Annotated in this window: 14 protein-coding genes; 10 read left to right on the top strand and 4 right to left on the bottom strand. The window is 66.3% G+C overall.

Features of this window, described 5'->3' with window-relative positions:
- Positions 1-57: 57 nt before the first annotated feature.
- Both AC1DBN_RS07955 and AC1DBN_RS07950 read right to left on the bottom strand, forming a co-directional pair.
- Positions 58-348 (bottom strand): hypothetical protein, encoded by a 291-nt coding sequence (locus AC1DBN_RS07955; RefSeq protein WP_091723630.1) that lies wholly within the window; start codon positions 346-348, stop codon positions 58-60.
- Between the two features lie 204 nt (positions 349-552).
- On the bottom strand, positions 553-2,754 hold the full coding sequence (locus AC1DBN_RS07950) for an MMPL family transporter (protein WP_477722953.1): 2,202 nt from the start codon (positions 2,752-2,754) through the stop codon (positions 553-555).
- A gap of 213 nt (positions 2,755-2,967) precedes the next feature.
- Between AC1DBN_RS07950 and AC1DBN_RS07945 the strand changes: the two genes are divergently transcribed.
- From AC1DBN_RS07945 to AC1DBN_RS07915, 7 genes are all read left to right on the top strand, one after another.
- Positions 2,968-3,498, top strand: coding sequence for a MarR family winged helix-turn-helix transcriptional regulator (locus AC1DBN_RS07945; protein ID WP_477722952.1), 531 nt, complete (start codon positions 2,968-2,970; stop codon positions 3,496-3,498).
- A gap of 66 nt (positions 3,499-3,564) precedes the next feature.
- Positions 3,565-4,383, top strand: coding sequence for a methyltransferase domain-containing protein (locus AC1DBN_RS07940; RefSeq protein ID WP_091723634.1), 819 nt, complete (start codon positions 3,565-3,567; stop codon positions 4,381-4,383).
- 71 nt (positions 4,384-4,454) lie between these two features.
- Positions 4,455-4,757: a type II toxin-antitoxin system Phd/YefM family antitoxin gene (locus tag AC1DBN_RS07935; protein ID WP_314215621.1), complete on the top strand. Its 303-nt coding sequence runs from the start codon at positions 4,455-4,457 to the stop codon at positions 4,755-4,757.
- A complete protein-coding gene (locus tag AC1DBN_RS07930; RefSeq protein ID WP_056081381.1) occupies positions 4,754-5,143 on the top strand; it encodes a type II toxin-antitoxin system VapC family toxin in 390 nt (129 codons plus the stop codon). Before AC1DBN_RS07935 ends, AC1DBN_RS07930 begins: the two co-directional genes overlap by 4 nt.
- Positions 5,144-5,177: 34 nt before the next feature.
- Positions 5,178-5,801, top strand: coding sequence for a LysE family transporter (locus AC1DBN_RS07925; protein ID WP_261619802.1), 624 nt, complete (start codon positions 5,178-5,180; stop codon positions 5,799-5,801).
- A gap of 161 nt (positions 5,802-5,962) precedes the next feature.
- Positions 5,963-6,502 carry a low molecular weight protein-tyrosine-phosphatase gene (locus AC1DBN_RS07920; protein WP_056081387.1) on the top strand — a complete coding sequence of 180 codons (540 nt, stop codon included), beginning with the start codon at positions 5,963-5,965 and terminating at the stop codon, positions 6,500-6,502.
- A 19-nt stretch (positions 6,503-6,521) separates the two neighbouring features.
- Positions 6,522-8,657, top strand: coding sequence for a chorismate-binding protein (locus tag AC1DBN_RS07915; RefSeq protein ID WP_477722951.1), 2,136 nt, complete (start codon positions 6,522-6,524; stop codon positions 8,655-8,657).
- 28 nt (positions 8,658-8,685) lie between these two features.
- On the opposite strand, the gene cls is transcribed toward AC1DBN_RS07915, so the two are convergent.
- On the bottom strand, positions 8,686-10,125 hold the full coding sequence (gene cls, locus AC1DBN_RS07910; RefSeq protein ID WP_261619857.1) for a cardiolipin synthase: 1,440 nt from the start codon (positions 10,123-10,125) through the stop codon (positions 8,686-8,688).
- A gap of 129 nt (positions 10,126-10,254) precedes the next feature.
- Between cls and AC1DBN_RS07905 the strand changes: the two genes are divergently transcribed.
- Both AC1DBN_RS07905 and AC1DBN_RS07900 read left to right on the top strand, forming a co-directional pair.
- The gene (locus AC1DBN_RS07905) at positions 10,255-11,184 is read left to right on the top strand and encodes an aminodeoxychorismate lyase (RefSeq protein WP_477722950.1); all 930 of its coding nucleotides are present in this window, start codon (positions 10,255-10,257) and stop codon (positions 11,182-11,184) included.
- Between the two features lie 60 nt (positions 11,185-11,244).
- Positions 11,245-11,709, top strand: a complete 465-nt coding sequence (locus AC1DBN_RS07900) for a pyridoxamine 5'-phosphate oxidase family protein (protein ID WP_056081395.1) — start codon at positions 11,245-11,247, stop codon at positions 11,707-11,709.
- Between the two features lie 24 nt (positions 11,710-11,733).
- Here the strand turns inward: AC1DBN_RS07900 and AC1DBN_RS07895 are convergent, their stop codons facing one another.
- The gene (locus AC1DBN_RS07895; protein WP_314215630.1) at positions 11,734-12,441 is read right to left on the bottom strand and encodes a TetR/AcrR family transcriptional regulator C-terminal domain-containing protein; all 708 of its coding nucleotides are present in this window, start codon (positions 12,439-12,441) and stop codon (positions 11,734-11,736) included.
- Between the two features lie 254 nt (positions 12,442-12,695).
- Between AC1DBN_RS07895 and AC1DBN_RS07890 the strand changes: the two genes are divergently transcribed.
- Complete coding sequence (locus tag AC1DBN_RS07890) at positions 12,696-12,950, top strand: hypothetical protein (RefSeq protein WP_056081401.1); 255 nt, start codon at positions 12,696-12,698, stop codon at positions 12,948-12,950.
- The last annotated feature ends 56 nt before the right edge of the window (positions 12,951-13,006 follow it).

Genomic DNA, 13,006 nt, shown 5'->3' with positions numbered 1-13,006 from the left:
ACGGCGGCCGGCCGATTCGGCTGGCCGCCCGCTTGGCCGGATCAAACGGCGGGGCTCCTACCGATCGGACTCCGGACGCCCGTGCAGCGGCCCGCGCTCATCCTCCGTGGCCTGGACCTGCCCGTCGGTCAACCCCTCCCGGACGGCCTCTTCCCCGCGATCACTCCCGCTGGTGCCGGCGTCGCCGTAGTCGCCGTCGGGATACTGGCCGTCCTCAAGGTTTTCGGAGGGAACTTCGACCGCGCCGGCCTCGCCGTAGTCGCCGTCCATGTACTGCCCGCCCTCGCCTTCCATGCCGGGGGCAGCTCCGCCCTTGCGGGGTTCCTCATCAGCGCGGTTTTCACTCATGCGTCATCTCTCCTTCGAGTTCCGCGTCCAAGCGGGCGCATTGGCAGTTTATCGAGCCATGGAGCCCGCCAACAGGGTGCTGAAACGGGTCTTTTCAGCACCCAAAGCGGGCCACGGTGCCACCCGGATACGGCTGCTGCCGCCACCGTGGAGCGGTGGCGGCAGCAGGGCCGTACGGACTGATGACTGGCGGAGCGCCGGCTGTCAGCGGCTGGAGACCTCCTCGAGGGGTTCGACGCCGGGCTCCCGCGGCTTCCCCGCAGGGCCGGCGCCGGCCCGGGCGAGCTTGCCGGGCCACCAGATTTTCGGGCCGAGGTCGTAGGCCAGTGCGGGCACCAGCAGCGAGCGCACCAGCACGGTATCCAGCAGCACCCCGAAGGCCACAATGAAGGCCAGCTGCACCAGGAACATGATGGGGATGACGCCCAGGGCAGCGAAGGTTGCCGCCAGGACCACGCCGGCGGAGGTGATGACTCCGCCGGTGACGCCGAGTCCGCGCAGGATGCCGGGCCGTGTTCCGTGCTTGATGGATTCTTCCCGGACGCGGCTCATCAGGAAGATGTTGTAGTCCACGCCCAGGGCCACCAGGAAGACGAACCCAAACAGCGGGACGGTGGCATCTGCACCCGGGAAGCCCAGGAGGTTGTTGAACACCAGCGCGGAGACGCCCATGGCGGCGGCGTAGGACAGCACCACGGAGAGCACCAGCAGGACCGGCGCCACGATGGAGCGCAGCAGCAGCATCAGGATGAAGAGGATGACCACCAAGACCACGGGGATGATGATCACCAGGTCACGCTGGGCGGTGGTGTTGGTGTCCAGCGCGGTGGCCGTGACGCCACCCACCAGGGCACCGGAGTCAACGGCCTTAACGTCAGTCCGCAGCGCCTTGACGGCTTCTTCTGCCTCGAGGGAGTCCGCGGCCGAGTTCAGGGTGGCGTTGATGAGGACCTTGCCTTCGCGGACATCCGGATCGCTGGGCGCGCCGGGGGCTCCGGTGATGGGCACACTGCCTTGGGCCAGCAGATAGGCGTCGCCCACGCCGTCGGCCGCCTTGACCGTGTCCAGGACTTCCTGCGCCTTGGCCTGGTCCGCAACCACGACGGCGGGGCTGCCGCTGCCGGCGTCGAAGTGGCGCGCCAGCGCATCCTGGCCGTCCACGGCGTTGGAGGCCGTGAGGATGACGTCGGTCTGGGGCACCCCGTTGGCCTTCAGCTGCAGGACGCCTGCCGAGGCAACTACCAGGAGGAGGACGGAGCCGATCCAGATGGTCCGCGGGCGGCGGGACACCAGCGAACCGGTGGCGCGCCACAGCCCCTTCTGACCCTCAAGCCCGGTGACCAGCTCGGGCTCGCGCTCTTCGGCGGGCACCAGCTTGGGCCGGAAAGGCCAGAACGCTGCACGGCCCAGCAAAGCCATGAGGGCCGGCAGGAGGGTCAGCGCGGCAAACAGCGAGCAGAGGATGCCCGCCGCGGCCACCGGGCCCAGGGCCTTGTTCGAATTGAGGTCGGAGAACAGCAGGCACAGCAGCGCGATGATCACCGTGGCGCCGGAGGCCAGGATGGGCTCGAAGGATGCCTTCCACGCAGTGATCACCGCCGACGTCCGGTTGGTGGTGTGGGTGAGCGCCTCGCGGAAGCGCGCCACGAACAGCAGGGCATAGTCCGTTGCCGCGCCGATCACCAGGATGGACAGGATGCCCTGGCTTTGGCCGTTCAGCTGGATCCAGCCGGCTTTGGCCATGCCGAACACCAGCAGGATGGCTGCGCAGAGGGCGAAGACGGAGGTCAGCAGGACCATGATGGGCAGCAGCAGGGACCGGTACACGATCAGCAGGATCACGAACACGGCAGACAGCGCCACCAGCAGGAGGATGCCGTCAATCCCGCCGAACGCGGCGGTGAGGTCGGCTGCCAGGCCCGCGGGGCCGGTGACGTAGGTCTGCATGCCCTCGGGCGCCGCTTCCGCTACGGTGTCCCGCAGCTCCTTGACGGCCTCCTTGACCTCCACCGAGCCGCCGATCGGGGCGATGAATTGCACTGCCTTGCCATCCGCGGACGGGATGGGGCCAATCACTGCGCTGCCCAGTTTCAGTTCCTCCAGGGTTGTCCGGAGCCCGGCCACTTCACCGAGCTGGGCGGGAGTGAAGGCCTCGGTGTTCTCGATGACGATCACCCCGGGAACCTCGTCCGAGTCACGGAATTTCGCCTGCCAGTCCTGGGCCTCCGTGGCCTCGGCGCTGGCCGGGAGGAACGACGCCTGGTCGTTGGAGGAGACCTCCTCCAGCCGACCGAAGGTGGGGCCGCCGATGCCGGCAAGGCCAAGCCAGGTCAGCACCAGGATGACGGGGATGAGCCAGCGGAGCCAGAACGGGACACGTTCCTTGGCTGCAGTCTGATGTTTCATGATGCCTTCCGTGCGGAGGGTCCTCGCGGGACAAAGCGGAGTAGGATTGATTCCACCTTAGACTATCTCCATGATAGAGATAAGTGCCAGTCAAGCTTTTTCGCCTCGAAGTCTGCTGCGGGCCCCTGCCACGCAATACCAAGGCAGCTGAAGTAATATCCCTCAGGGCCAGTGCGCGCAGACGGACGGGCCCGCGAACTCCAGGAGGTGACGATGAACGGCAGCAACCCCGGCAACACCGGCCCAGCCGCGCCTGAAACACCTCGTACCGGCGGACCCCACCCCCTGGTCCGGCTGCTGCAGGACTTCACGCTGGAGGCCAACCGTTACGTGGACGCCGCCGGTGGCCGCAAGGACATGCACCGGACGGACCTGAACGCCCTGGCCGTCATCATGCGCCACACGGCGAAGGGCAACGTGGTCACACCGGGGCTCCTCCGCAAGGAACTGAACCTGAGCTCGCCCGCCACCACGGCCCTGATCGACAGGCTGGACAACTCCGGCCACGTGGTCCGCGAGCGCCACAGCTCGGACCGCCGCCAGGTCCAGCTGAAAATGACCCCCAAGGCCTTCACCGAGGGCGGTGCCATCTTTGCGCCACTCTCACGCCACATGGGACAGGCCATGGCGGAGTTCACCGACGCTGAGCTGGAGACCGTTTCGCGCTTCATGGCCGCCATGGTGGACGCCACCATTGCCGCCCGCGAGGATTCCCCCGAGCCCTCCGGCCCTGCCGCCACCTAGCAGACGCTGCCGTTTTGACGGCCCCAACACCAGTCCCTGCCGCCTGGTTGGGAGTAGCGTTTGTCCATGAGCCACCAACAGCCTGAAGACGACGTCTACACGCACGGCCACCATGAGTCCGTAGTCCGGGCCCATGCCGCCAGGACCGCCGAGAATTCAGCGGCATTCGTCCTGCCGCACCTCACCCGGGGAACGGACGTGCTCGACGTCGGATGCGGGCCGGGCAGCATCACGTGCGATTTTGCCGCCGTCGTCAGCCCGGGCAAGGTCACCGGCCTGGACCGCTCACCGGACATCATCGCCCAGGCCCAGGCGCTCGCCGTCGAACGCGAAGTGCCCAACGTGGAATTCGTGGCCGGCAACATCTACGACCTCGACTTCGCGGACGGGACGTTCGACGTGGTCCACGCCCACCAGGTGCTGCAGCACCTGACCGACCCCGTCGAGGCACTGAGGGAAATGCGCCGGGTGGCCAAGCCCGGCGGCATTGTTGCCGTGCGGGACGCCGACTTCCACGGCATGAGCTGGTACCCCGCCATCCCGGAGCTGGACGAATGGATGGACCTCTACCAGCTCATTGCGCGGCGAAACGGGGCCGAGCCCGACGCCGGGCGGCGCCTGGTCAGCTGGGCCCAGTCCGCGGGCTTTCACGACGTCGCCCCCACCAGCAGCAACTGGCTCTACGCCACGGGCCAGCAGCGCCGGTGGCAGGCCCGCGTCTGGGGTGAACGGGTGCTGCATTCGGCATTCGCGGAGCAGGCCCTGGAGTACGGTTTCGCCAACCCGGCGGACCTGGCGCGGATCTCGGCCGGCTGGCACCGCTGGGGCTCCACGGACGACGGCTGGTTCTTGATTCCGAACGGGGAGGTCATCGCCCGGGCCTAGGTTGGGCCGGTTTTCCACATGGCCCCAAGGTTCCCTGCCGCGCATGCGTTCCCAGGCGTAGCCTCGGGGTCATGACCTATTACGGAGACCACGAGTATTGGGTTGAGCCTTATGCCGTGGAGGTTGACCAACTAGACTTGGTCAACATGGGACAGTACAACGTCCAGGAAGCCAAAACCCGGCTTTCCGAACTGCTGAACCTCGTGGAACGCGGCGAGGACGTGGTCATCGCGAAAGCCGGACGCCCCGTTGCGCGGTTGGTGAAGATCGAGCCTCCCACCAGGCGGGATCTTGGGTTCCTGGGCCCGCTCCACATCCCGGACGGGTTTTATGAGCCGTGGACAGAGGAGGAAATGGGAGTTGCCGAAGAATGAGGCTGCTCCTGGATACGCACGTCTTCCTGTGGGCAATCGCCGAGCCGCGGCGGCTCTCCACCAAAGCCCGGAACGCCATCACCAAACTGGATAACCAGGTCTTCGTTTCGCCGGTGACCGCCTATGAGCTCTCCTACAAGCACAGGCTCGGAAAGCTTCCCGCCGGGTCTGCGATCGTCGCGAGCTTTGGCCGCCAACTCGCCCACCTCTATGCGTCCGAGCTTCCGGTCAGCGCATCCCACGGGCTTGCTGCCGGACAACTCGACTGGGACCACAAGGATCCCTTTGACCGCCTGCTGGCAGCGCAGGCCATGGTGGAGGGTTTTACCTTGGTCACGGCGGACGGGAGTTTGCAGGCCTTCGAACCGGTGGCCACATTGTGGTGACGGGCCAGCCGGCCGGCCCGCGTAAGATTGGTTAGTGCAATTTTCCCTTTGGCTGGCCCTGGCAGGCGCTGGCGCCCTCATCAGTTTCACGCCCGGTGCCGGCGCTATCAACACCATGAGCAATTCCCTGAACGCCGGCTTCCGCCGCTCCATCTGGGGAATCCTTGGCCAGCAGGCAGCGCTCGTTGTCCACGTGCTCATCGTGGCGCTGGGCGTGGGTGTCCTGGTTTCCGGGTCGCCGCTGGCCTTCAACATCATCCGGTACGCCGGGGCCGCCTACTTGGTCTACCTGGGCATCCGGCAGTTCCTCAGCAAGCCCGCCGTCCAGGAGGAGCAGGCGGCCGCGTCCACATTCGAGCCCGCTGCGTCGATTTTCCGGCGGGGTTTCTGGGTCAACCTCCTGAACCCCAAAGCGATTGTCTTCTTCCTCGCCTTCACCCCGCAGTTCATCCGGCCCGAAGAATCGCTGATTACCCAGTACGCCATCCTCACGGCCACCATCGTGGCCATCGACATCCTGGTCATGTGGTTCTTCTTCGCCGCGGCCGCCCGGTCCTTCCAGCGGTTCACGCAGACCGAACGGGGCCAACTGGTCCTCAGCAAGGTGTTCGGCGTGTTGTTCGTCGGCGTCGGAATCCTGCTGGCCTTCATCCACTGATCAGTTGATGCGGCCGCCGGACACGCGGCGCGCCAGGCGTCCGGGGACCGTCAACCCTGTCCCTTACCCGTTTCCAGCAGCCGTCATGCATCTTTACAAATCCGTCAAATATTGTGAATCGCCGCTGGCCAACGGTGGCCATAAAGCGCATGCTTAGACACATGAACTCAACGTCGAGCCCATACCGCGTCATTGCCGTTTGCACAGGCAATATCTGCCGCTCCCCCATGGCTGAACACATGCTCCGGGCGGCACTGGAACGCGAGGGGCTGGACGACCTGGTGATGGTGGACTCAGCGGGCACCACCGGGTACGAGGCCGGGCGGCCCATCGATCCGCGCGCGGCCCGCCGGCTGGCCATCACGCAACTCACTACGGACTTCCATGTGGCCAGGGAGTGGGACCACGGGTGGTTCCGCGACCGGGACCTGATCCTCGCACTGGACATCGACCACTACGCGTGGCTCAGCCAGGCAGCTCCGGACAGGGAGTCGCTGGAGAAGATCCGGATGCTCCGCAGCTTCGACCCCGCGATGACCGGCCGGGACCTCCTGGACCAGGGCATCGAGGATCCCTGGTATGGCGGCCACGCCGATTTCGACGCCGTCTGGCACCAGATCCACACCGCAATGCCCGGCCTCGTTGACCACATCCGGGCAGCGGTGGCAAGTAATGCACACCTGGCGCGGCAGGCGCACTGAAAACGGTACGCTCTACTCCATGAGCCCAGCCCCCGTCATCATCGCCATTGACGGACGCTCGGGTGCAGGCAAGACCACCCTCGCCGTGGAACTCGCCGCGCGGCTGCGCGCCCGCCACAAGGTGTCGCTGTTCCACCTCGAGGACATCTATCCCGGCTGGAACGGCCTGGCCGCCGGCATCGAACGCTACATCAGCACCGTCCTCGGCCCGCTCAGCCGCGGTGAGGCCGCTGCCTGGACCAGTTGGGACTGGGAAAGGCATTACGACGGCGACCCCCGGGTCACCCTTCCCGCCGAGATCGTCATCGTGGAGGGAGTCGGCGCCGCGGCCGCCGCGGCCCGGCCCTTCCTGAGCGCGGTCATCTGGGCGGACTCGCCGGAGGACGTCCGACGCACCCGCGCGCTGCAGCGGGACGGCGAAACCTACGAACCTTACTGGGACCAGTGGGCGGCCCAGGAGTCCGAATGGCTCGCCGCGGACGATGTTGCCGCCGAGGCGGACCTGCACATCCGGAACGTGGCCGATGGCGGCGCGCCGGAGGACGTGCTGCAGCTCCTGCCGTACCTCCCGGGGCTGGCCCAGGTCCTCGCGCCCGAACTGTCTGCCCGCCGGGGCCTGAGCCTCCGTGCGGAACGGCTCGACGCACGCACGCAGGCCGCCGAACTCTTCAGTGCCCTTTACGGCCGGTCCGCCAACGCGGTCTGGCTTGACTCGTCCAACGCCGGGGTTTCAATCATCACGGGGCCTGCGGCAGGCGGGGATCCCGCCGATCCAACCGTGCGGACGGCCGCCGAACGCAGCCGCTTCAGCATTTTGGCGGACGACGGCGGCACGTTCGGCCAGTCGGTCACGCACCGTGCCGGAGCCAGCCACATCAGCGCCGGCTCCGTTACCGCCAGCGTGGACGGACCGTTTTTCCGGTGGCTGGACACCGTGTGGGGCCGCCGGGCGGTCCGCGCCCCGGAGGGCTACCCCGGAGAGTTCACCCTGGGGTGGCTGGGCTATCTGGGCTACGAACTGAAACGGGAAACCGGCGGCGCCGATGTTTCCGCGGCCACGCCGGACGCTGCCCTGATCTTCGCCGGACGGGCAGTTGTCCTGGACCATGTGGAAGGCACTGCCTGGCTCCTGGCCCTGGACGCCCCGGACGCCACCGAATGGCTGGACACCGCACGGGCAGCGGTGCGGGCCGCAGCGGTTACACCCACGGCGTCGGACAGCCAGGATGCCGCCGCTGCCCCGGCCGGCGCCGCCCTTGCCGGCGGCAGCACCGGCGTCGGCGGCTCCCCCGTGCCTGCGTTCACGAGCCGGGACAGTGGCGTGGCCTACCGGGCCAAAATTGCCGAGGCGCAGCGCGAAATCGGCGAGGGCAACACCTATGAAGTCTGCCTGACCACCACCCTCGCGGCGCATGTTCCGGCGGATACCGTGGATCCATGGAACACGTACCTGGCCCTGCGCCGGCGAAACCCGGCACCCTTCGCCAGCTACCTGGCGTTCGATGGGCTGGCGGTCGCCAGCACCTCCCCGGAACGTTTCCTGCGGATAGCGTCCGACGGCGGCATGCGTGCCGAACCGATCAAGGGCACCCGCCGCCGGGCTGCCGACGCCGCTGAGGATGCTGCCCTGCGGACGGAGCTTGCGACGTCGCTGAAGGACCGGGCCGAGAACATCATGATTGTGGACCTGCTGCGGAACGACCTCAGCCATTTCGCGGTCCCCGGCTCCGTGACGGTGAGCCGGCTGTGCGCGATCGAAAGCTACGCCACAGTGCACCAGATGGTGAGCACCATCGACGCCAGCCTGCCGCCGGGATCCCCGCGGGCCGAAGCCGTGGCCGCCTGCTTCCCTGCCGGTTCCATGACCGGGGCGCCGAAGATCAGCACCATGGCCATCCTCGACCGGCTGGAAGCCGGCCCCCGCGGCGTCTATTCGGGTGCCATTGGATATTTCTCGCTGAACGGTGCCACGGACCTGGCCGTCGCCATCCGGACCCTGGTGATCAGCGCGGACGGCGACGGTACGGCGGAACTGACCCTCGGCGTCGGCGGCGCCATCACGTCCGACTCCGTGCCGGACGAGGAATACGATGAAATCCGGACCAAGGCCTACGGGGTGCTCTCAACCCTCGGCGCGGAATTCCCCGACCCCTGAAGCCCCTGCCGGAACTGGCTGGCCGGCACTACTGGACGGTTGCCGTCAGCCTCGCCACGTTGTCCACATAGCGGGCGGCGAGCGGCCGGTTCAGCCAGTCCGCCAGCCGCAGCTCGTGGGAGATGTCCCGGTACGTGTTCTCCACCGCGCGCATCTTGGCCACGATGTCTGCGCCGAGCAACATGACGGACACCTCAAGGTTCAGGGAGAACGAGCGCATGTCCATGTTGCTCGAGCCCAGGACGGCCACCTCGTCGTCGATGGTGAAGTGCTTCGCATGGAGAACGAACGGGGCCTTGTACAGGAAGATCCGGACGCCCGCCTCGAGCAGCGCCTCGTAGTAGGACTGCTGGGCGTGGTGGACCAGGAACTGGTCGCCCTTTTCGGAAACGAACAGTTCAACGTCCACGCCGCGCTGGGCTGCCGTGGTGATGGCGTACAGCAGGGAATCATCCGGGACGAAGTACGGGCTGCAGATCGAAATCCGGTGCTGCGCCGAGTAGATCAGGGTGTTGAACAGCCGCAGGTTGTTCTCCGTGATGAATCCCGGGCCGCTGGGCACCACCTGGGCGGTGACGTGCCCCGGAGCCGTGTCCACCGGAAGCTGCAGCTGGTGCTCCAGCGACTCGTCCGTCTCGCTGAGCCAGTCGGTGGCGAAGACGACGTTCAGGGTGGTCACGATCGGTCCGCGGAGGCAGGCCATCAGCTCAACCCATTCGCGGCCGGCCTTGCGGTGGCGGGGGTTGTTATAAGAGGGCTCGATGAGGTTCTGCGACCCGGTGAAGGCCAGCTCACCATCCACCACCATGATCTTGCGGTGGTTCCGGAGGTCCGGCCTGCGCCACTGCCCGTGGATGGGCAGCAGGGGCAGCATGCGCTTCCACTGGATCTTGCCGGCTCTGAGGCGCTTGAGGAGGTTCTTATATCCCTTGACCCGCAGGGTGCCGATGTGGTCAAAGAGCACCCGCACTTCGACGCCGCGTTCTGCGGCTTCCTCGAGGGCGGTGAGGAGGTCATCGGTGATGTGGTCGGTGCTCATGATGTAGAACTCGGCGTTGACGAACTTCTTCGCCTTCCGCACCGCTTCGGTCATGGCAAAGATGGAATCCGGGTAGCCGGGGATGAGGTCCACCGTATTGCCGTCCACCATGGGCAGCGAACCCAGCCGGCGGTTCAGTTCACCGGCCGACTTCACCCATTCGGGGCCCTGGTAGTCGCTTTCGGCGTCCGAGAGGGCTGTGATGCCCGCCTGCACCCTCTCGTTGACCTGCTGCTGCTGTTCGCGGCGCCGGCTGGACAGCCGGAAGTTGCCGAAGAGCAGGAAGAGGATGATGCCCAGGAACGGCACGAAAAAGATGCCCAGCAGCCAGGCCATGGCCGTGGTGGGGCGCCGGTTGCCCGGGATGATCCCCAAGGCCAGGATCCTGATGGCGAGGTCTGCGACACCGAGGATCACCACTACCCACATCGGCGCGGTGCCGGCAAGCGAAAATGGCCACAACACGAGATAACCCCCGGAAGATGAGCTCCCGGCGGACGGGTTCCGTCCGGGCACTCCGCCCAGCTTATCCGCGCGGCACCGCACTAAGCTGGTCCCATGACCTCTCCCGCCCCCGTGGTACTCGTTTTCCTCGATCCCGCCTACCCCGACGGCCGGCCCGCCGACGCATCCCAGCCGCAGCTGATGGTCACGGACCAGGGGGCAACCCGGGGTGACGGCATCTTCGAGACGATGCTCGCCGTACGTGGGTCTGTCCGGAAAATCCAGGCCCATCTGGACCGCCTCGGTGGCTCTGCGGAAGCACTGGACCTCAGCATTCCGGGGCAGGATGAGTGGCGGCGGGCCATCGCTGCCGCTATTGCCGGGCACCACGCAAAGTACCCGGCCACCAGCCCGGATGACGACGAGCTGGTGGTCAAGCTGGTGGTTACCCGCGGAGTGGAGGGCGCGGCGTCCGCCACAGCCTGGGTCCAGGTCTCCCCTGCGCCGGCCGCCGGCCGCCGGCAGCGCGAAACAGGCATCGACGTCATCCTGCTTGACCGCGGTTACGACAGTACCGTTGCAGAGCGCGCACCGTGGCTGCTCATGGGTGCCAAGACGCTCTCCTACGCCGTCAACATGGCCGCCCTGCGCCATGCCCGCAAGCAGGGCGCCGACGACGTCATCTTCCTGTCCTCCGACGGTCGCGTGCTTGAGGGCCCCACCTCCACGGTGCTGCTGGCCCACGTGGAAGAGTCCGGGGACGGCACCACCGTCAAGCGCCTCATCACGCCGCAGCTGGACAGCGGCATTCTCCCTGGAACATCCCAGGGTGCCCTGTTCCACGCGGCAAAGGCAGCGGGCTGGGAACTGGGCTACGGACCCCTGGAACCGCAGGACCTGCTGGACGCCGACGCGGTCTGGCTGATCTCCAGTGTCCGCCTGCTCGCCCCCGTTAACACGATCGACGGCAAGCAGATTGGCACCCCGTCATTGCAGAAGGAACTGACGGCCGAGCTCACCGAGCTTTACGCCGGAATCGAATAGCACTGAAACAAGGGGTGAAGTCCCTTTTCCGCATCCCGCTTCGCCCGTAAGGTGTGGACCATGGACTCGCTCAAGCTGCCAATCGAAAACCTTTCCTTTGACGACTGCTGGGACCTCCTTTCAGGCGACACGCTGGGCAGGCTTGCCATCGTCGTGGACGGCCACCCCGAGGTCTTTCCGGTTAATTTTGTTGTCCACCGCCGGAGCATCGCCTTCCGCACGGCAGCTGGTTCCAAGCTGTGGGGCGCCATGATGGAACGCCCGGCGGCGCTGGAGATCGACGGGTACGACCCCGCCACGGAGCTTGCATGGAGCGTGGTGGTACGCGGCGATACCCAGGTCATTGAGGACCAGTCCGAAATGGACGCCGTGGACGGCCTGGGACTGGAGCCCTGGCAGCCCGGCGAAAAATCGAACTACATCCGGCTGAACGCCAAGGCCCTGACGGGCCGCCGGTTCCAGGTGAACCGGCCGGACGTCTGGAACACCCGGCTGCAGGACCGTCGGCGGGCATCGTTCGAATAGCCACTGCCGGCCGCGCAGACGCTGTCAGGAGCGGTTGGCATTCAGGGACAGCTGGGTTTCGAGGCCACTCAGCAGGATGGTGATTCCCTGGTCGAGTTCGTTTAAGCCGTCGTATTCGGCAAGGGCCGGCGCCAGGGCCCGCAGCCGCGGGAATTCCTTCGGCGGCAGCCTGTGCAGGCCCAACCGGAGCAGCGCCTCGTTTTCTTCCGGGTCAACGATGAATTCCTGCAGTTCGTTGAGGATATGGCCGTAAAGGAATCCGTAGTAGGCGCGGTACACATGGAGGGCGTCCGAGGGCTTGAAGCCCGCTGCAATCAGCAGTGACAGGATTTGTTCCAGCGGCCTGAGGGTGCCCAGGGGACGCAGTCCGAGTGGTGTGGAGAGCGGCCTGGTGACAAGCAGCGGCACAAGGTTAGGGTGGCGCAGCGCCAGCAACCGAAGGTTGTGGGCGATGGTGCGGAGCTGTTCCTTCCAGTCAGGATCTTCCGGCTCAATACAGAGGTCATCAAGAACCAGTTCGGTCACCCCGTCCAGGAGCGCTGCACGGTTCTCTGCGTACCGGTAGAGGCTCATCGGATCGCGGCCCAGCTCCTGGCCCAGGCGGCGCATGGTCAGCGCGTCCACGCCGTCGGAATCCACGAGTTCCAAGGCTTTGGCAAGGACCGTTTCCCTGCTGAGGGGTGTTTTGCGCCGCGGCTGAGCGCTTGCTCCGCGGGTTTCGGGGGATTCCATGGTTCCATCCTTGGATCTGGAACGCCCGGACCCGGCGGCTGCCGCACCTGGTGTCGGCCGCCTTCAGCGGCCATGGGCATTGCTTCTGTTGTAGTCTACGGGTAAAGTCTACATTGTAGATAAGGCAGTTACTCCGCCTGAGAGTCCCCAATTTTCCAAGGGGTCAAGTCACACTCCATCGCCCCGTGCAGGGCGTGGAGGTTCGCCGCTATAGCCGAATGGCGACACCATGCACTTAGCGAAGGGATGCCGCCATGGCTAATTCGCAGTTCGATCTGTTCCTCCAGGAAGCCACCTACCTCGACGACTCCACAGAACATGGCCTCAACCGTGACCGCCTGTTCGGGCTCTACACCAGCTGGTGCTTCATCAACCAGCACTCCCCGGGCGCGGAACCACAGTTCTGGTCAGCCATGAAGCACCGGATCAACCCGCGGCACAACCGCCTGCGGATGAAGGGACCTGCTGCAGCCGACTACATCGTCGCCAGCTACCCCGGACTCGTATAAAACCGAAACCAATGCTGTGGCACCACGTGTGCCACAGCATTTTTCATTTGATGCCG

The organism is Pseudarthrobacter sp. 10T415, assembly GCF_056394175.1.
This window is presented reverse-complemented; position numbering and strand designations above follow the sequence as displayed.

What these genes read in the sequence shown, in the direction of transcription:
- AC1DBN_RS07900 (WP_056081395.1), top strand. Translation starts at nt 11,245, where the DNA reads ATGGACTCGCTCAAGCTGCCAATCGAAAACCTTTCCTTTGACGACTGC.
- AC1DBN_RS07915 (WP_477722951.1), top strand. Translation starts at nt 6,522, where the DNA reads ATGAGCCCAGCCCCCGTCATCATCGCCATTGACGGACGCTCGGGTGCA.
- AC1DBN_RS07950 (WP_477722953.1), bottom strand. Translation starts at nt 2,754, where the DNA reads ATGAAACATCAGACTGCAGCCAAGGAACGTGTCCCGTTCTGGCTCCGC.
- AC1DBN_RS07905 (WP_477722950.1), top strand. Translation starts at nt 10,255, where the DNA reads ATGACCTCTCCCGCCCCCGTGGTACTCGTTTTCCTCGATCCCGCCTAC.
- AC1DBN_RS07895 (WP_314215630.1), bottom strand. Translation starts at nt 12,441, where the DNA reads ATGGAATCCCCCGAAACCCGCGGAGCAAGCGCTCAGCCGCGGCGCAAA.
- AC1DBN_RS07940 (WP_091723634.1), top strand. Translation starts at nt 3,565, where the DNA reads ATGAGCCACCAACAGCCTGAAGACGACGTCTACACGCACGGCCACCAT.
- AC1DBN_RS07930 (WP_056081381.1), top strand. Translation starts at nt 4,754, where the DNA reads ATGAGGCTGCTCCTGGATACGCACGTCTTCCTGTGGGCAATCGCCGAG.
- AC1DBN_RS07890 (WP_056081401.1), top strand. Translation starts at nt 12,696, where the DNA reads ATGGCTAATTCGCAGTTCGATCTGTTCCTCCAGGAAGCCACCTACCTC.
- AC1DBN_RS07945 (WP_477722952.1), top strand. Translation starts at nt 2,968, where the DNA reads ATGAACGGCAGCAACCCCGGCAACACCGGCCCAGCCGCGCCTGAAACA.
- AC1DBN_RS07920 (WP_056081387.1), top strand. Translation starts at nt 5,963, where the DNA reads ATGAACTCAACGTCGAGCCCATACCGCGTCATTGCCGTTTGCACAGGC.
- cls (WP_261619857.1), bottom strand. Translation starts at nt 10,125, where the DNA reads ATGTGGGTAGTGGTGATCCTCGGTGTCGCAGACCTCGCCATCAGGATC.
- AC1DBN_RS07955 (WP_091723630.1), bottom strand. Translation starts at nt 348, where the DNA reads ATGAGTGAAAACCGCGCTGATGAGGAACCCCGCAAGGGCGGAGCTGCC.
- AC1DBN_RS07935 (WP_314215621.1), top strand. Translation starts at nt 4,455, where the DNA reads ATGACCTATTACGGAGACCACGAGTATTGGGTTGAGCCTTATGCCGTG.